Annotated in this window: 17 protein-coding genes, 2 pseudogenes and 1 riboswitch; of the genes and pseudogenes, 8 read left to right on the plus strand and 11 right to left on the minus strand. The window is 39.0% G+C overall.

Annotated features, from left to right (window positions below; genetic code table 11):
• From FJR09_RS15045 to FJR09_RS15070, 6 genes and pseudogenes are all read right to left on the minus strand, one after another.
• Window positions 1-465, minus strand: a pseudogene (locus FJR09_RS15045) (hypothetical protein); the annotation flags it as partial.
• A 98-nt stretch (window positions 466-563) separates the two neighbouring features.
• The gene (locus FJR09_RS15050; protein WP_015078720.1) at window positions 564-1,043 is read right to left on the minus strand and encodes a Mini-ribonuclease 3; all 480 of its coding nucleotides are present in this window, start codon (window positions 1,041-1,043) and stop codon (window positions 564-566) included.
• Window positions 1,044-1,559: 516 nt separating this feature from the next.
• Window positions 1,560-1,916 (minus strand): STAS domain-containing protein, encoded by a 357-nt coding sequence (locus FJR09_RS15055; RefSeq protein WP_041457647.1) that lies wholly within the window; start codon window positions 1,914-1,916, stop codon window positions 1,560-1,562.
• Between the two features lie 158 nt (window positions 1,917-2,074).
• Window positions 2,075-3,232 (minus strand): glutamine-hydrolyzing carbamoyl-phosphate synthase small subunit, encoded by a 1,158-nt coding sequence (gene carA, locus FJR09_RS15060; protein ID WP_015078718.1) that lies wholly within the window; start codon window positions 3,230-3,232, stop codon window positions 2,075-2,077.
• Between the two features lie 96 nt (window positions 3,233-3,328).
• Window positions 3,329-3,727 (minus strand): hypothetical protein, encoded by a 399-nt coding sequence (locus tag FJR09_RS15065; RefSeq protein WP_174783315.1) that lies wholly within the window; start codon window positions 3,725-3,727, stop codon window positions 3,329-3,331.
• On the minus strand, window positions 3,714-4,196 hold the full coding sequence (locus tag FJR09_RS15070) for a hypothetical protein (protein ID WP_015078716.1): 483 nt from the start codon (window positions 4,194-4,196) through the stop codon (window positions 3,714-3,716). Before FJR09_RS15070 ends, FJR09_RS15065 begins: the two co-directional genes overlap by 14 nt.
• A gap of 336 nt (window positions 4,197-4,532) precedes the next feature.
• Between FJR09_RS15070 and FJR09_RS15075 the strand changes: the two genes are divergently transcribed.
• Entirely contained in the window at window positions 4,533-5,585 is a 1,053-nt protein-coding gene (locus tag FJR09_RS15075; protein ID WP_168651390.1) for a TIGR02281 family clan AA aspartic protease, read from the plus strand.
• Here FJR09_RS15075 and trpD read toward each other — a convergent pair.
• The gene (gene trpD / locus FJR09_RS15080) at window positions 5,515-6,561 is read right to left on the minus strand and encodes an anthranilate phosphoribosyltransferase (protein WP_015078714.1); all 1,047 of its coding nucleotides are present in this window, start codon (window positions 6,559-6,561) and stop codon (window positions 5,515-5,517) included. The genes FJR09_RS15075 and trpD overlap by 71 nt on opposite strands.
• 116 nt (window positions 6,562-6,677) lie before the next feature.
• Window positions 6,678-7,529, minus strand: coding sequence for a DNA adenine methylase (locus FJR09_RS15085; protein ID WP_168651391.1), 852 nt, complete (start codon window positions 7,527-7,529; stop codon window positions 6,678-6,680).
• 90 nt (window positions 7,530-7,619) lie between these two features.
• Here FJR09_RS15085 and FJR09_RS15090 point away from each other — a divergent pair, with 90 nt between their 5' ends.
• Window positions 7,620-8,348: a cytochrome b/b6 domain-containing protein gene (locus FJR09_RS15090; protein WP_015078712.1), complete on the plus strand. Its 729-nt coding sequence runs from the start codon at window positions 7,620-7,622 to the stop codon at window positions 8,346-8,348.
• Between the two features lie 357 nt (window positions 8,349-8,705).
• Here FJR09_RS15090 and FJR09_RS15095 read toward each other — a convergent pair whose 3' ends face one another.
• Complete coding sequence (locus tag FJR09_RS15095) at window positions 8,706-10,127, minus strand: NADP-dependent isocitrate dehydrogenase (protein ID WP_015078710.1); 1,422 nt, start codon at window positions 10,125-10,127, stop codon at window positions 8,706-8,708.
• 278 nt (window positions 10,128-10,405) lie between these two features.
• Here FJR09_RS15095 and FJR09_RS15100 point away from each other — a divergent pair, with 278 nt between their 5' ends.
• Window positions 10,406-11,122 (plus strand): GUN4 domain-containing protein, encoded by a 717-nt coding sequence (locus tag FJR09_RS15100; RefSeq protein WP_015078709.1) that lies wholly within the window; start codon window positions 10,406-10,408, stop codon window positions 11,120-11,122.
• 49 nt (window positions 11,123-11,171) lie between these two features.
• Here FJR09_RS15100 and FJR09_RS15105 read toward each other — a convergent pair whose 3' ends face one another.
• Window positions 11,172-11,507, minus strand: a complete 336-nt coding sequence (locus FJR09_RS15105; RefSeq protein WP_015078708.1) for a XisI protein — start codon at window positions 11,505-11,507, stop codon at window positions 11,172-11,174.
• Window positions 11,495-11,911, minus strand: coding sequence for a XisH family protein (locus FJR09_RS15110; protein ID WP_015078707.1), 417 nt, complete (start codon window positions 11,909-11,911; stop codon window positions 11,495-11,497). Before FJR09_RS15110 ends, FJR09_RS15105 begins: the two co-directional genes overlap by 13 nt.
• 406 nt (window positions 11,912-12,317) lie before the next feature.
• On the opposite strand from FJR09_RS15110, the pseudogene FJR09_RS25915 reads away from it, so the two are divergent.
• The 5 genes and pseudogenes from FJR09_RS25915 to FJR09_RS15130 all read left to right on the plus strand — a co-directional run.
• Window positions 12,318-12,680: pseudogene (locus tag FJR09_RS25915) on the plus strand (Swt1 family HEPN domain-containing protein); the annotation flags it as partial.
• A 60-nt stretch (window positions 12,681-12,740) separates the two neighbouring features.
• Window positions 12,741-13,475: a ribonuclease III gene (rnc, locus tag FJR09_RS25300; protein WP_083881496.1), complete on the plus strand. Its 735-nt coding sequence runs from the start codon at window positions 12,741-12,743 to the stop codon at window positions 13,473-13,475.
• Window positions 13,476-13,696: 221 nt separating this feature from the next.
• Window positions 13,697-13,893: riboswitch (cyclic di-AMP (ydaO/yuaA leader) on the plus strand.
• A 99-nt stretch (window positions 13,894-13,992) separates the two neighbouring features.
• Window positions 13,993-14,838: a nitrate ABC transporter permease gene (gene ntrB, locus FJR09_RS15120; protein WP_148763329.1), complete on the plus strand. Its 846-nt coding sequence runs from the start codon at window positions 13,993-13,995 to the stop codon at window positions 14,836-14,838.
• A gap of 82 nt (window positions 14,839-14,920) precedes the next feature.
• Window positions 14,921-16,363 carry an ABC transporter substrate-binding protein gene (locus tag FJR09_RS15125; RefSeq protein ID WP_015078704.1) on the plus strand — a complete coding sequence of 481 codons (1,443 nt, stop codon included), beginning with the start codon at window positions 14,921-14,923 and terminating at the stop codon, window positions 16,361-16,363.
• A 31-nt stretch (window positions 16,364-16,394) separates the two neighbouring features.
• Window positions 16,395-17,228 carry an ABC transporter ATP-binding protein gene (locus FJR09_RS15130; RefSeq protein ID WP_015078703.1) on the plus strand — a complete coding sequence of 278 codons (834 nt, stop codon included), beginning with the start codon at window positions 16,395-16,397 and terminating at the stop codon, window positions 17,226-17,228.
• Window positions 17,229-17,241: the final 13 nt, after the last annotated feature.

Below are 17,241 nucleotides of genomic sequence, written 5' to 3' on the forward strand. Positions count from 1 at the left end.
TTCAGAACCGTAGCGAGAGCGAGGTTTAGCAGAATAGGATTTACCTTCTCTATCTACTCTCACTTCTGGGGATTGTTCAGAACCGTAGCGAGAGCGAGGTTTAGCAGAATAGGATTTACCTTCTCTGTCTACTCTCACTTCTGGGGATTGTTCAGAACCGTAGCGAGAGCGAGGTTTAGCAGAATAGGATTTACCTTCTCTATCTACTCTCACTTCTGGTGATTGTTCAGAACCGTAGCGAGATGTCCGAGGTTTTGCAGAATAGGATTTACCTTCTCTGTCTACTTTCACTTCTGGGGATTGTTCAGAACCGTAGCGAGAGCGAGGTTTTGCAGTAATGGGTTTACCATCACTTTTGCCTTGATTACGGCTAGGTTGAGGGACAACGCGTTTGCCCTTGATTTTCACTGGCTGACCACGTTTTGGTTGTCCGCCAGAATTACTTTTCTTTGGTTGACTTGTCATAACAGTATTGAGGTTTGATTTAAATGAGGGAACAGCCCGATGACATCAATTTAATGAACAATTACAAATCAGTAACAATCGCCAGATGTAGCTTCTCACTATTTCTCTAGGGGAAGTTTTTGTAATAGCTCGGTTAAACGGGGGTAATCAGTAAGATATAAGTAGCCAACTAAGGTTTCTAAACTAGTTGCCTGTTGATAAATTTCGGGATTCAGTCGTTTATGACGACTCGTAGCAGAGTTACGACCTCTGCGAACAATTTCTAATTCGTTACTCCTCAAGTAAGGAGTTAACATTCGCAAATGTAGCGCTTGTGTTTCTGCTCTTACCTGATCCACGACGGAACGATGGTAGTTGTCTAGTCGTTGTTGTGGCCACAGATAAAACATTCTAACATATAATTCATAAATTGCATCCCCCAAGTAGGCTAAAGCTGAAGGAGATATCTGTTTTATTTGGGCTGGGGATATTTGCTGGGGCAGTTGCGTCGCATTTACCAACCACGGGAAAATATCTGATGAATGCTGTGTAGCGGTTTCATCTTCTTCGTGTTCGCCTGTTTCCTCCTTGGACTTCACAGATTAATCATTCCTTAAAAAAGCACTACATCGGGAGACAATTTTTGCCGGCATTATCTAAAACAACTTAAATTATATTTAACTCTCAACTTGACACTCCCCGCTCTAAAGAGACGGGGATTCTTAAGAGATTACGCTCTTAATATCCTTATCACTAAGGTTCCCAGGCTCAACACGTTTGCCCTTTGGGCGTGCTGATATCTCCTCAAGATTTTCTGGGCGTAGACTTTCCCCCAGTCCGGGGGTAGGTTTTTAAATCTTGTACTGATAAGAGCATTCTAGCATTTTTAGCGCAGTATAAATGCTGCAATCAGCTTTCATCCCTTGCCTGAAGTCCGAAAAATGCAACTGCGTTGCTGTTTCTCAAGGGTTTTCAGCATTTTTCTTATAAGGGTTATTCCCTGATATAACAGTATGCACTTAAAAGACTTTCAACTCCATTCCCTACTATATCCAAAAATTAGGCTATCCAGATTTGACATCGGACAGCCTAATTTAGATTTTCCATTTAAGCAATCAAGCCGCAGAGGGGATGTTTTCTAGGGCTGCTTCAACTGTAAGTTGTAAGGAGAGAAATTTTTCTAAACGAACAAGCTTAACCGTTTGGGTTACACGGGCATTACTGACAATTTGGAAACTGCCTTCACCATCTGGTTCAGGTTTAGCCAGTTTGGCTAGTCTTACGAGCGCACCTAAGCCAGAACTGTCCACAAAGTCGATCTGTGAAAGATCCAAAATGATGTTTTTTGGACCGTCCTCAATTTTACTGCCGATTACTTTAATGAATGTTGGCTCAGAGAAAGCGTCTAATAAACCTGTGAGGCGGAATAGCTGACAGCTATCGCGGACTTCGCGTGTACCTCTCAGGCTCACGGTTAGATTCAGTGGTTCAGCTATGATTTTCTCCTCGTTCTTTTTACTAAAAGTAAACGTTCTAGTGTAGATGGTTTTTGAGCAATTTGTCTATGTTGGGGACTGGCAAAAATTTTTACTAATTACCAATATCCATCATGACATTTTTTATCCTCAAGTTAGGCGATTGCGCCTTGACGTGCTGCTTGCATTTTTAGTACAAACTGCTCAAACAAGTAATCAGCATCATGGGGTCCAGGACTGGCTTCTGGGTGATACTGAACAGAAAACACAGGTAGGGTCTTGTGACGAACTCCAGCTACTGTCAGATCATTGAGGTTCAAGTGGCTGACCTCGACTGTAGCAGTTGGTAAGGAGTCTGGATCAAGAGCAAAACTGTGATTTTGGCTGGTAATTTCCACTCTTGTTTGTAAACCAGCAGGTTGATTTAAACCCCGATGTCCAAATTTTAGTTTAAATGTTTCTGCACCGAGAGCATGACCTAAAATTTGGTGTCCCATACAAATGCCAAATATGGGTTTTTGGCTGTCTAGTAAGGCTCTTGTGGTGTTGATACCTTCTGTGACGGCGGCGGGGTCTCCTGGTCCGTTGGAGAGGAAAATACCATCTGGATTGTATTTGAGAATTTCTTCTGGTTGTGTATCGGCAGGAACAACTATGACGCGACATCCATAACTGGCTAGACGACGCAAGATATTCCGCTTGACACCAAAGTCTAGGGCGACGACGGTGAAGGTTTCGCCAATTTTAGCCACTGCTGCGGAATTGAATTCCCAAGGGGCTGTTGTGGCTTCCAGCCATTCGTAAACGGTTGGTGTGGTGACATCTTTGACTAGGTTTAAGCCTGTCATGTTGGGAGCAGCTTGTACCATTTCTAACAATTCTGCTTCGTCGAGAATTGCTGTGGAAATGCCGCCATTCATCGCCCCAAAGGTGCGAATTTTCCGAGTGAGGGCGCGGGTATCTATGCCGTAAATAGCTGGAATTTGGTGCTGTTGGAGGTAGTTGGGGAGGGATTGGGTGGAACGCCAATTGCTGGGTTTATGACAAATATTCCGAGCGATCGCTCCCTTAACATGGGGTTGATTTGATTCTTCGTCTTCGGAATTAATGCCAGTGTTACCTAATTCGGGATAGGTAAAAATGACAATTTGACCACAGTAACTAGGATCGGTTAACACTTCTTGATATCCGGTCATGCCTGTGTTAAATACGATTTCGCCAATGGCAGTTCCTGTCGCTCCGAAAGACCAACCGCGATAAATAGAGCCATCTGCTAGGACAAGTAGAGCAGGTATTGCGTCAGATAGGGGCATAGATTATTTGTAATTAGTAATTGGAGAGAAAAAAGGGTTTTATATCTTCTATAAATTATTTTTTTAGAAGACAGCAAAGGTATATCTTCTCATGGTTTATGAAGGTGGAGAGTCTACATCTACAATATTCATTTCTTCTATAATTGCAAATTGCTCTTTCAATTCCTGATCGCTAGGTCTTTGCCGATATTCTTCGTGTGTATAAATCCATACAGGATAGACAGAGCAAGAAGCTTGATGAACAACATACATAAATCTGCCTTGACGAGAAGCACCTTGAAGTTCCGGCATTAAAAACCGAATTTTTCTAAATTCAAAATCTGGTTTGTAAGCACCTTTAGGAAAATTCTCGCTATCTGATTCATCAAAAAGCGGATCTTTTGCAAGAGTCTCTATATACTTTTGTATCAAAGTCTCAAATGAATCTCTAGCTCTTTTATTTTTTTTGTAGTGAGTTTTAACAAGTTTAACAAGACTAATCTCAAACTTCGGCAATGGCCTTATCGAATATATTTCGCAACCAGGCACTACTATCCTCCGGCTTTACTTCTGGAATCCGTTCGTAATTTAAACGCAATTCCTCTAAAGTATCAGATAAAACAGCCTGATAGCCGGGATCATCTTGCTCAATACAATCAAGAATTGTATCAACCAAGAAATCAATAGCATCAACACAAGCATCAAAAGATTCTCTTTGGGAGGTAAGATTCAAAAAAAGCAAATAAATTTTTGATTTGAGGATATCCAAAAACCCTGTAGCTTCCTGCGTTGGTTCAATGAAAGAGTAGGCAAAATCTGTTAAGTAATCACGTTGTTCAGAAGAAAAATTGTTCCATTCAGTCTTGATCTCTCTTGATGCTTTTTTTAAACGTGAAGTAATTTCATCAAATTTTGCAGCAGAAGCAACCTTGTTGCCTCGAACTTGATAAATTTGACCAAAATCAATTAAAACTGCGCTAGACATGGTTAATACCTCTACTTGTATTTGACACTCTCCGCGTCTTTAGACGCGGAGATTCTATAGAGAGTTTCAGTCTATGTTTTCGGCATTTCCCTTATAATATCTGGTAATGCCAGACAGACAATATATTCATATTGTTGATCGAAAACTCAGAACCTTCCCGTAGTTACTATACAATCCTTTACAAAAAAAATCATATAAATCATATATATGTATATAAAATCACCAAAAATTCTTCATCAAAACTTTAATTTTAAAATGATTCAATAGTCACGCATCTTTAATTGGGTGGGAGGAGTACACTTGGGAAGAGCAGCCAGGGCGGTTAAAACATTCACTATGCTTCAGTCTTTTTTGTCCCGGACAGCCCTCATTTTTTGTTCCGTTAGTTTAGCGGTTTTGACTGTTGCCTGTGATCAAGATCAGCAGACAACGACAACTGATGAATCTAAGCAATCTTTGTCAACTGGGAGTTTGGCAGCCATCCATTCTCCCCGTCAACGTCAACAATTGTTAGCTAGTCCGAAATCAACGCCACGAGAATCTTCTCTCACCCAATTAAGTCCTTTGGCAATGGCACTAGATAAAGCTGCTGGTGCTAAAAGTATCAGCCAATCTGCTGTGTCTGTGGATGATTGGAATTTGGTAGTGAGTCAGTTGCAAGATGCGATCGCTCTCATGAAGCAAGTCCGCCGTGATAGTGGCAATTTTGCCTTTGCTCAACGCCAAATCGGTGAATATCGCCGTCAAATTGCTTTTGCTCGCCGCAAAGCCTACCCCAAAAATTTAGCATCTTCTTTAACTCAACCGCAATCGGTTGTCATTGATGTTCCTCAGCCACAGAGTCATGGCATAGTTCCCCCCCGTTCCTCTGTCAAAACCCTAAAACCATCCTTATCTAAGCCTAGTTTCCCGTCATCAACTATCCTCCCCCGCAATAATGAGGTATTTATTGCCCCAATTAAGCGGCGAATTGGTGGTACACCAATTATTGAAGTTACCTTCAACGGTACACAGCGATTTGAGATGATTGTGGATACGGGAGCTAGTGGGACTGTAATCACCCAAAAGATAGCAGCGGCTTTAGGAGTGGTAACGGTAGGAAAAGCTAAAGCGAATACGGCCAGCGCTAAGGCTGTGGAATTCCCCATTGGCTATCTTGATTCTATGGAAGTTGGGGGGATGACGGTAAATAAAGTCCCAGTAGCGATCGCTGGGACAGAATTAGAAACAGGACTTTTAGGACATGACTTTTTCGGTAATTACGATGTAACTATCAAACGTAACGTTGTGGAATTTCGTCCTCAAGCCTACTCAGAAGCTAATCCCCCAGGAATTCCACTAAATGTGCCAACTTTGTCCAAGGGCTACCGCTTTGTAAAATTTCTTTAGCTAAAGTCACTCCTTGAGCATGATTTAGCCAGGGAACTGCACCTGCTACTTGTAATGCTAGGGAAGCATTTAACGCCACTATATCCTGTTGCGCTTGTGTTCCTTTCCCTTGCAAAACTTCTTTCAGAATCACCGCATTTTCTTGAACGTTACCACCTTTGACGGCGGTAATGGGGGCAGGTGTGACACCGACTTCTTGGGGATCAACAGTAGTTAACAATACTTTACCATCTTTTAAGATCGCCAAATCGGTAATATCGCCTAAACCAGCTTCATCTAATTTTTCTCGTCCATGGAGAACCATTGCTGTTTGCGTCCCCAAGAGATTTAAGGCTTCGGCAACGGTTTCTATCAGTTGAGAATCAAAAACACCAATTACCTGACCGGTGGGATTCAGGGGATTTACCAAAGGTCCAAGTAAATTAAACACTGTCCGCACTTTGAGATTTCGCCGTAATGGGGCCACTGCTTTCAGGGCTGGATGCCAACCAGGGGCAAATAAAAATGTAATTCCTACCTCTTGCACTGCTGCTTGGACTTTTTCACTCGCAGCAGTCAAGTTTACTCCCAGTGCTTCTAAAACATCGGCGCTGCCTGTAAGACTGGAGGCTGAACGACTACCATGTTTAGCGACAGGTACACCAGCAGCAGCCACTACAAAGGCGACAGCGGTGGAAATATTAAAGGTTGATGCTCCATCACCACCTGTACCACAAGTATCAATTAACGGGACAAATGGGGTATGCTCACGTTTGTTTATGGGTACGGAAGACAGGGATTTTAAGACTTCGGCCATTCCTGTTAATTCTTCTGCACAAACGCCTTTGAAGTTTAAGGCCATTAAAATCGCCCCTGATAGTTCTGGGGGAATTGTTTCATTTATCCATCCTTGCATCAATTCTGCGGCTTGAGTGCGGGATAATGATTGACGTTCTAATAATTGTTTGAGTAAGTTAGACCAAATACTAAAATCCATTGTTCGGGTTTTTTATGATGTTGAATTTGATTTTACCGAAAAATGGCTTTTTGTTTCGCGCTATCGCTGTTAGTGGATATTTTATGGAATGAGAACGAACCGCAGAGGCACAGAGGTCACAGAGGTAGAGAAGGAAGAGATTTTTCGGGTTTTGGTTTTATTTCATAATTACTAATGAATAGTTCTTTACCTTTTTCGGCTTTTTTTTGTTTATAGTTATTCATGCCATATTGTAATTCCCATTCAATGATATTTGCCCATTGAAAATTTTCTCTAATTTCTGGGCAATCGTCGTATGTAATTAACCAGTTATGGGGACATTGCTTTAATATTTGTGCAAGTCTTTGATGATCAAATCCTATATGTAAATCTCCTTTTTTACCATACAATTTAGATTTTTCGGCTTTAACATAAGGAGGATCTAAAAATATAAATACGTCTTTTCCTGGTTCATTAATTAGATGACTATAATCTAAGTTGGTGATTTTCACATCTTGTGTTAGTATATTTTCTAATTTTTCCAGTCTATCTATTGATGAGTTAGTAAATCTTTTATGAAAAGATTCTAGGGAGAAACCTCCTGATTCTATAGTTCCCGAAAATGTAATTCTGTTAAGAACAAAAAAGCGCACTGCTCTTTCTAAATCAGATAAGGTGTTAACATCTACATGAGCTAATTTGGCAAAGAGTAATTTTCCATCTTGGGAGGTTTTTTTAATTTGCCAAACTTCGGAAACTAATTTTGATAAATCAGATTTTACAAAATGCCAAAATAGATATAATTCTGGGTTTAAATCGTTAATAGCAATCTGGAGATGAGGAAATTTTTGTTTAAGATAGATGAAAACTGAACCACCACCAACAAAGGGTTCTCTAAATTCAGAAAACTTTTTTGGGAGACATTCAGCGATGCTTTTAATTGCTCTTGATTTTCCACCAGGATAACGGAGAGGACTTTTGATATTCATTTTGTTCAATGTTCAAGAAGTGATAATATATATTTTACATTTTAATATTTACAACAAAATTACCCTTCTTCAAACTTACTACATCAATCTATGAACCGTTCAGCCCCCTATCAACCATTAATATTCAGAATCCTGCATGGTATAAGCGGGATTTTAGTCATTGGCGCAATTATTAGTGGATTCTTAGTGTACAACACTTTTGACAAAAGATTTGGATATATTCCCATTCCCAAAATCAATCCTATACAGGATATTCATGGGACATTGGCAGTATTTTTCTTGATTTTACTGCCATTTTTTGCTGTTTATAGTTTTCATGCTGGAAAAAGACGACTATTACAACCAGACTCTATCCAAAATTTAACTCAATTTGGTAAACCAATTTGGTGGGTAAGTCTCCAACGTTTAGTAAATACTAAAATGTTACTCGCTGCTGTTTTGGCGGTAGTATCTGGAAGAATGATGAAAGAAGAATGGCTGCCCACAGGAGAACTTGATCATATTTGGTATTATGCTCATTTAATAGCTTGGTTAATCATGATTTGTTGTTTAGCAATTCATGTTTTGATGTCTGCTAAAGTTGGTGGTGTGCCATTATTACTGTCAATATTATCATGGAAATTTCGTCCAGAAGATAGCCCTGCTAACTGGTATGATCGTTTACGTGCTTGGTTCAATGATTTTTCTAATAATCTTAGAGAAGAAATTAATCAATTTATGGCAGTTGGTTTATTAATGAAAATAATCGAGGTGATTGTATTGGCGGGAATTATCACAGCATTTGTTTTACCTTTGTTTTTTTCTAGTGGTGAATCATAAAAGGAGTTATTATTCCAGGTTTTAGTAATTTCTTACGAAGATGATTTATTAATAAAAAATTCTGATAATCAATTGTCAAATGAAGAATCTGAAACTTTGGAAAAATTACTAGCACAGATTGATAAATTGAATATTCTCAAATTGAAAACGTTATTTTGTAAACTATTACTTAAATAATAATTTATTATTTAAGTAATAGCAGCTTCTCTATGATCCGAAAACCCCACTTTAAATAAAAAATCACATCCTGTTAATCCTTAAATCCTGGTTATCCTGATTCAGACAGTCTAAGCAAACGCTACTCAAATCCCCGACTTCTTGAAGAAGTCGGGAATCTTAATTTCACGATAACGGAAATTAACCGAAATGTTTGATGATTGCGTCAGCAAATTCAGAACATTTTAATGGTTGTACAGGTGGTTCCATTAACCGCGCTAAGTCATAGGTAACTTGACCATTTGCTATGGCATCACCTAATCCTTTTTTAATCAAATCTGCGGCTTCTTGCCAACCCATATATTCCAGCATCATTACACCGGAAAGAATTACAGAACCGGGGTTAATTCTGTCTAACCCAGCGTGTTTTGGGGCTGTCCCATGGGTAGCTTCAAAAATCGCGCAGGAGTCGCCAATATTTGCCCCTGGACCCATGCCTAAACCGCCAACGATAGCAGCAGCAGCATCAGATAAATAATCACCGTTGAGGTTCATTGTCGCCAGAATAGAATACTCATCTGGACGAGTTTGAATTTGTTGAAAGATACTATCAGCAATGCGATCATTGACCATGATTTTTTCTTTCCATTTGCCGTTTCCGTGACTTTCCCAAATTGTATTTAGAACTGTTTCTACTTCTTTGACAATTTGCGCTTTTTTCTCTGGAGTCAAAGAATCAAAACCGGGATCAATTTCATGGGCATTTTCTTCTGCGGAAATATGGGGATTTTTTTCCTTATTACCCAAAATCCAAGATTCCCGTTCTGTTACAGTTTCTTGACGGAATTCCGTTGTGGCTAATTCATAACCCCAATCCCGGAAAGCGCCTTCTGTGTATTTCATGATATTGCCTTTATGCACCAAGGTGACTTGTTGCTTATTTTTGGGCAATAATAAGGCGTGTTTAATAGCACGTCTAACTAAACGCTGAGAACCAGTTTTGCTGATGGGTTTGATACCGATACCAGCATCGAGGGGAATTTGCTTTTTACCGTGTTCTGGGGTAGCGGGTATCAATTCTTCATTTAAGAATTTTATCAGGCGATCGCCGATTTCACTACCTTGCTTCCACTCAATCCCCAAATAAATATCTTCCGTATTTTCCCGATAAACAATCACATCCAGTTTTTCAGGAGTTTTGTGGGGAGAAGGTGTCCCAGCGTAATAACGACAAGGACGCACGCAAGTATAAAGGTCAAAGATTTGGCGTAATGCCACATTTAAAGACCGAATTCCACCACCAACGGGAGTAGTTAGAGGTCCTTTAATTGCTATGCCATATTCTTTAATAGCCGTCAATGTATCCTGGGGCAAATACTGATATGTGCCGTACAAATCACAGGCTTCATCACCAGCATAAACCCTAAACCAGCTAATTTTTCTTTGACCATTGTATGCTTTAGCGATCGCAGCATCAAGCACTTTTTCCGTCGCCGGCCAAATATCTATACCCGTACCGTCACCGCGAATAAAGGGAATAATGGGATTTTCAGGAACAACCGGTTCACCATTTTTGAAGGTAATTTTCGCGCCGGTGGTGGGAGGAGTAATCTTTTCGTACATAATTCACAAATTCCAAATAGAAGAAATTCACCGGGTATGGAGTCAGGAGTCATAATTTCTGTAACTCCTGGATTCTGTAACTCCTTACCTGATAAAGTATTGTGGGCTAGGATTTCGCTAAAGCCACCGTGAGTGATTCTTTCAGATATATACTCAAGGGCTTGCCAACTTTACCCAAGATTCGGAGTAAACTACTTTTCGCTATTCGGCTTTCATTTTGTAGAATAACCGATAGCAGTAGATAGTTTATTCACGCTCACGCTAACACGAGTAACGGCATGACAGACCCAATGATTGTATCAGGCACTACAAATGATCTCGACTCCCTCCGCCAAAAGTTAATCGCTGGGTCCGAAAAAGTCCAACAACAAATCATCCCGCAGTTAGCTGACTTGGGTAATGATGGGTTAGATGTGTTGAAGGAATTTTTGCTGAAACGTCGTGATACCCCAGCAACTTGGATTGATGGCAAAGTCTACCAAGTCATCTACAATACTGATGCACCGACAAGTCAAGGATTTCTACAAACTAACTTTCCTGAAGGAATTGTACCTCTAAAATCGGACTGTGGGATCAGTTACAATTCTTTGCAAAAGCTACTTGCAGATCAAGATTTTCAAGCCGCTGACCTCTTGACAATTCAAAAGATGTGTGAAGCAGCAGGTCCCCAAGCAGTAAAAAGAAAATGGCTATACTTTACAGAAGTAGAAAGTTTACCAATTCAAGACTTACGCACCATTAATCAACTCTGGGTAGTTCACTCAGAAGGTAAATTTGGCTTTTCTGTCCAGCGCGAAATTTGGTTAGGTTTAAGTAAAAATTGGGTCAACTTGTGGCCAAAAATTGACTGGAAGAATGGTAATAACTGGACAAGATATCCTAACGGGTTCACCTGGGATTTAACCGCCCCTAGAGGTCATTTACCCCTCTCTAACCAACTACGTGGGGTGCGGGTGATGTCTTCTCTGTTGTGTCATCCTGCTTGGAATAAGTAGTTATATCCCGTTAGATCCCCCACTTCTCAAAGAAGTCGGGGATCTGAAATTAACCAACTGCAAAGCCTGTATATTGTCTCATCAAAGGCTCATGAAAAGCTAAGACAATATCTTCTTTTGGTACACCTAATTTAACTAATTCATCGGCAATACCAATCTCCGTTCCATCATGTTGTATCCAAATCTTGTTGTTTTTAATATCAAGATGTAAAACACAACCATGCTGTCTGCGTCTGTTCTTCCAACCAACATACATTAACTGATAATGATTACCAACGGGATCAAAAATCAGTTGTTGCTCAATCTCATCTTTCTTTGAACCTATTTGAGCATACTCTCTGATAACTTGTTGAACATAATTTTGATATTGCTTTAGTTTTTCCATTCTAGAATCGCCTCCTGAATCGGATCATAAACAATGATTTTAAGTTGATAATGTTCGACAACTGTTTTGATAAATTGCAATTGAAAGAAAGCGTGATAAACACCCAAAGGAACAGCTAAATATAAAACTCTTTCTGATTCTTTTTGTTCTAATGCGAAACGATAATTAAAGAACTGGCCAACTGCTGTATGAAATTGAGAAATATTAGATGTACCAGTGAAACTCTTAATTTCCACTGCTATTTTTTCTCCAGTTCTTTCAGCAGCGAGAATTTCTTCAGCCCCAAGATCAATATACATTTCTACATCACCAACTTCAATCCTCAAAGGATCATCCGTGATTACCCAACCTTCTTTTTCTAATCCTTTCCTCACAGCATCATGAAAAATATCTTTAGCTGGCATTGGTTTAAAATTTAGTCTTTTTATATATTATTATATTTTACTATAGGAATCATAAATGATATTTGAAAAATTTTAAGTAGTGTAGGGTGGGCATTGCCCACCAAAATCCCCCTACGGTGGGCAATGCCCACCCTACGTATATTTCAAAAATCAAATATTAGTCCTATATATCTAACTTGAAATTTATTTTCTAGTATTTTGTACATAAATAAAGCACACATTTTAATACTATTGTGTGTGTTTTTACTCACCATTATATACTGGATCGAGATAAAATAGGCTGTATTGTACTTACTTAAACAATCTCCTAATTAATCTTAGGTAATTTTACGAATTTTTATATAGACAATATATTATTAAAAATAGTAAAATTATATATATTTGTATAATTTTATTGCAAAGTTCAATGGCCATTAGTAATCACGAGCGAATTAATAGAGCTTTAGCTACTCTATCTCAAGGATTATATTCCTATATAGAAAAAGAAATGCGAATAGTGCATGGTGATCGCTGGTTAGTAGTTGCAAAATCTTGTATATCTGAGGATCAAACACTTAGACGAAATTTAGAAGAAACTTTACAAGAAGATGTTTCAGTTCTACTAAAATTAATTATCAAGCAGTGGGATAATGTTTTCAAGAAAAAACTCAGTAATGCTGAACGTGCTTTAGTCAGTGAGTTAATTGACGTGAGAAATAAATGGGCGCATCAATCAAGGTTTTCCACAGATGATACTTATCGCGCTCTTGATAGTATGACAAGAATTATGAAAGCAATTTCCGCATCTGAACTAGATATTATTGAACAGCAAAAGCAAGATGTTTTGAAAATGTTGTCTCCAGAAAAAGCGGAAGAAGCTCGTATTAAAGAAAAACTATCTGATGTACACAAACTTCTGATATTTTCTAACGAAAAACTCCTGCGTCAAGCATTAACCCATCGTTCCTATGTTAACGAAAACCCCGGAGAAGGGGAACATAACGAGCGCTTAGAATTTCTCGGTGATGCTATTCTCAATTTTTTAAGCGGTGAATATCTCTATGAAAAGTTTGCTGAAAAAGGAGAAGATGAATTAACTCGTCTTCGTTCCGCATTAGTAGAAGAAAAACAACTGGCAAAATTTGCTATAGAAGTAGGTTTAGACTTTAGAATGAGATTAGGAAAAGGAACAATTAGAGATGGCGGTTTTCAAAATCCTAACTTACTAAGTAGTACATTTGAGGCTGTAATTGGCGCTTACTATTTAGATAATAATCGTAATGTTGAACCACTCCGTGAGATTGTTAAAATATTATTTAATGATGCCTCAAAACACATTGTAGAAATCCGTTCTAATGTAGATTCCAAAAATCGGTTTCAAGAATTGGTACAAGCTAAAGGTATCACAAATCCCCCTAAGTATGTAACGGAACAAATAGGGGGACCATCTCACGCGCCAGAATTTAGAGCTAAAGTATTAGTAGAAGGTAAAGAAAAGGGAGAAGGTAAAGGAAAGAATAAAAAAGAAGCCGAAAAAGCTGCTGCTGAAGATGCGTTAGCGAAATGGAAAAATCAGGTTTATTAGATTGATAATTGTTGATTTTCTGCTTGATTTGGCGACTAGAAGTCGCAGCTACATAGACAAGACCCAGCTACGTGGGTTCAAAGGTCTTGATTTTTAATAAGTCCACGCAGGTGGACTTTGTTTGTGTAGTAGCGATTTATAATCGCCGGAAATTAATATTCATGACAACTACTGATGTTATTACTGAATATAAATGTTAATGTTCTATCATTATTCATGATTGAGTAAGTCAGCTTAATCCAGTACATTTCAGTTAATAGTGCTGGAACGGAGGAACCAAATTGTGGGGCGTATTTTTGTCTTGATGAGTTTAGGAATTTAAGCTTTAAAACTCAAATCAAATCTAAAATTGAGCAAAAAAGGGGATCTCTCAACCCTAGCCCGTCAGCTAACTTCGTAGGCATTGAGAGGAGACTGAAGAGACAGAATTTTAATTATGTTCTGATCTCATCAGTGTCCAAGGTTGGTACTAGTTAATATTTGCGTATCCAAGCTTAACTCTGCTGAGGTGAAATAAATGATATTGCAACTAAATATAGCTGCCATTTTTGCAGTTGCGGGACAAACTGTTTGGAGAAAAGCCAAACTTGTAATTTTTCAAGATACTTTTTTATTCCCAGCATTAGGCTGTTTAGGAATTATTTTATTGTGGTGGATAGTAGCATTAGCTAATCATGAATTAATGCCCACACCACCAGAAGCTTTAATTGCTAATTGGGACTATATCTTACATCCATTTTATCAAAGAGGTCCCGGTGATTTAGGAATTGGTTGGTTATTATTAGCAAGTTTACGGCGGGTAATATTAGGATTTGGTTTGGGTGCATTAGTCGCCATTCCCTTGGGATTTTTGATCGGAATGTCCAGACCGGCAATGCTGGCTTTTAATCCCATTATTCAGATTTTTAAACCAGTATCACCACTGGCTTGGTTGCCCATTTCTTTATCTCTGTTCAATTTAGCAGATCCTTCTGCTATTTTTGTGATTTTCATTACGTCGCTGTGGCCAACTATTATTAATACAGCGTTGGGAGTTTCTAATGTTCCTAAAGATTATTTAGATGTAGCACAAGTTTTGGGAATGAACCGCTGGGGACAGATTACCAAAATTATTTTACCTGCCAGTTTACCTTATATTTTTACAGGTTTGCGAATTAGTTTGGGGATAGCTTGGCTGGTAATTGTGGCTGTGGAAATGCTGACTGGTGGGGTAGGAATAGGATTTTTTGTTTGGGACGAATGGAGTCGTTTAAATCTGAGTTCTGTATTTTTAGCCGTGTTTGTAATTGGCTTAACTGGGTTGATTTTAGATTACGGTGTGGGGAAACTTCAAGAGTTAGTTACTCACCGTCCTGGAAATTAATGATTTAAACGCTGATAGAAGATGATGAACGCGGATAAACGCAGATGAATTTGTACTTTCATAAAATCCCAAATGATAAATTATGACTGAAAATCATTTAACTCGCAGAGATTTTATTACGGGAATAGGTGCGACTACAGCAGGTTTATTTTTATCATCCTGTGCAGTTTCTGGAGATAGGTCTGCTAGGGGATTAACAGAAGAAGCTTTAGCGGTGACACCTGTAGTTAAATCCCAAGATTTAGAAAAATCGGACATTACTGTGGGTTATGTTCCTGTTAATGATTGTGCGCCATTTGCGATCGCTTGGAAAAAAGGATTTTTCCGCAAATATGGTTTAAATGTCACACTCAACCGCGAAGCCAGTTGGGCTACTTCCCGCGACGGCTTAATTTTTGGTCGTCTCGACGCTTCCCCCGTCGTTTCTGGTGCAGTTACCAACGCTAGAATAGGGGCTGAAGGGGCGCGTCATGCTCCCTTGTGTGCAGCAATGACCATTCACCGACATGGTAACGCTATGACCATGAGTAAGGATATGTGGGACTATGGCATCCGTCCTTGGTTTGAATATCAGCAAAAATACGGTGATGGGGCTTTGGAAGCCTTTGGGCGGGACTTTCGCGGCTATTTTGACAAACAACCCCCGGAAAAGAAAGTTTGGGCTGTAGTCCTCAGTTCTGCCATTTATGAATACTTTGCTCGCTATCTTTCTGCTGCTGCGGGTGTTGATCCTTTAAAGGAATTTCGGGTAATCATTGTTTCTCCACCGCAAATGGTGACAAACATGAGAATTGGGGCAATGGAAGCTTACATGGTTGCTGAACCTTGGAACACTAGAGCAATTACAGGTAATGAAGGTATCGGTTTTACCTTTGCCCAAGGTAAGGAAATTTGGCAAGGACACCCAGATAGACTCCTGGGAGTAATGGAATCTTTTATTGTCAATTATCCCAAAACTTACCGTTCTTTGGTGAAAGCAATGATCGAAGCTTGTCAATATTGTGGAAAACCCGAAAATCGCCAAGAAATAGCCGAATTACTCACACAACGTTCTTTCACTGGGGCAAAACCTAAAAAGCCGGGTGTTCCTATTACTAAGTTTACTGGACCGGGAATTATTGGCAATTATAATTATGGTGGTTTTGATGGTAAAGACAGAACTATCAAAGCAGATGATACCACAATTTTTTATGATCTTCCTAATAGTATTCCCCATGAAATAGGAGAACATTCCACATTTTTATGGCGTTCTCGCAGTCTTTGGTTAATGACTCAAGCAGCCCGGTGGGGACAAATCAAAGAAATTCCTAAAAACGCCAAAGAAGTAGCTGCAAAAGGTTGGAGAACCGATTTATATCGAGACATAGCCGCAGAAATGGGAATTGAATGTCCCCAGGATGATTATAAAGTTGAACCTCCTGAAGCATTTATAGATAAAAAAGGATTTGATCCTAGTGATCCTGTAGGATATCTCAATAGTTTTGATATTCGTGCTAACGCTCCTTCTCAGTTTTTCATGTCTTAAAAATAGCTAATTATATCAAAAGGAATTAATCATGGAATATACGATTTCAAAAGATCATACTTCTCCAGAAATTTTACCCCGTAACGGATTTTTGGAAGTAGAGAATTTAGTTAAATCTTATCCAACCCAGGATAAAGGAGAATTCACAGTTTTAGATAATGTTAATTTGACCATTGGTGAAGATGAATATATTTCTGTAATTGGTCATTCTGGTTGTGGTAAATCCACATTATTAAAAATAATTGGTGGTTTTGAAAAAGCTACATCTGGTTCAATTCGCTTAGATGGTAAAGAGATTCGGAAACCAGGAGCAGATAGAATGATGGTATTTCAAAATTATTCATTATTACCTTGGTTAACAGTCCGTGAAAATATCCGTTTAGCAGTAGATGAAGTTTTGAAAAATGCCAATCGGGCTGAAAAAATTAGCATTGTCAATGAACATTTAGCAATGGTAAACTTAACCGCAGCCGCAGACAAATATCCTGATGAAATTTCTGGAGGAATGAAACAAAGAGTGGGTATTGCCAGGGCTTTAGCAATTCGTCCCAAAATGTTATTAATGGATGAACCTTTTGGGGCTTTAGATGCCTTAACTCGTGGTAAATTGCAACGTCAAGTATTAGATATTTGGGAACATCATCGGCAAGCTGTTATGATGATTACCCATGATGTTGACGAAGCAATTTATATGTCTGACAGAATTATTTTGATGACTAATGGACCATCTGCAAAAATAGGAGAAATTTTAACAGTTCCTTTTGAACATCCTAGAGATAGAGTGGCCATGCGGAACTCTACAGAATATTTTGAACTTCGCAATCATGCTCTTAATTTTCTGGATCAAAATTTCACACCAGAGTAGGGACAAACCCCCC

The organism is Dolichospermum sp. UHCC 0406 (assembly GCF_009712025.1).
GTDB classification, from domain to species: Bacteria; Cyanobacteriota; Cyanobacteriia; order Cyanobacteriales; family Nostocaceae; genus Dolichospermum; species Dolichospermum lemmermannii.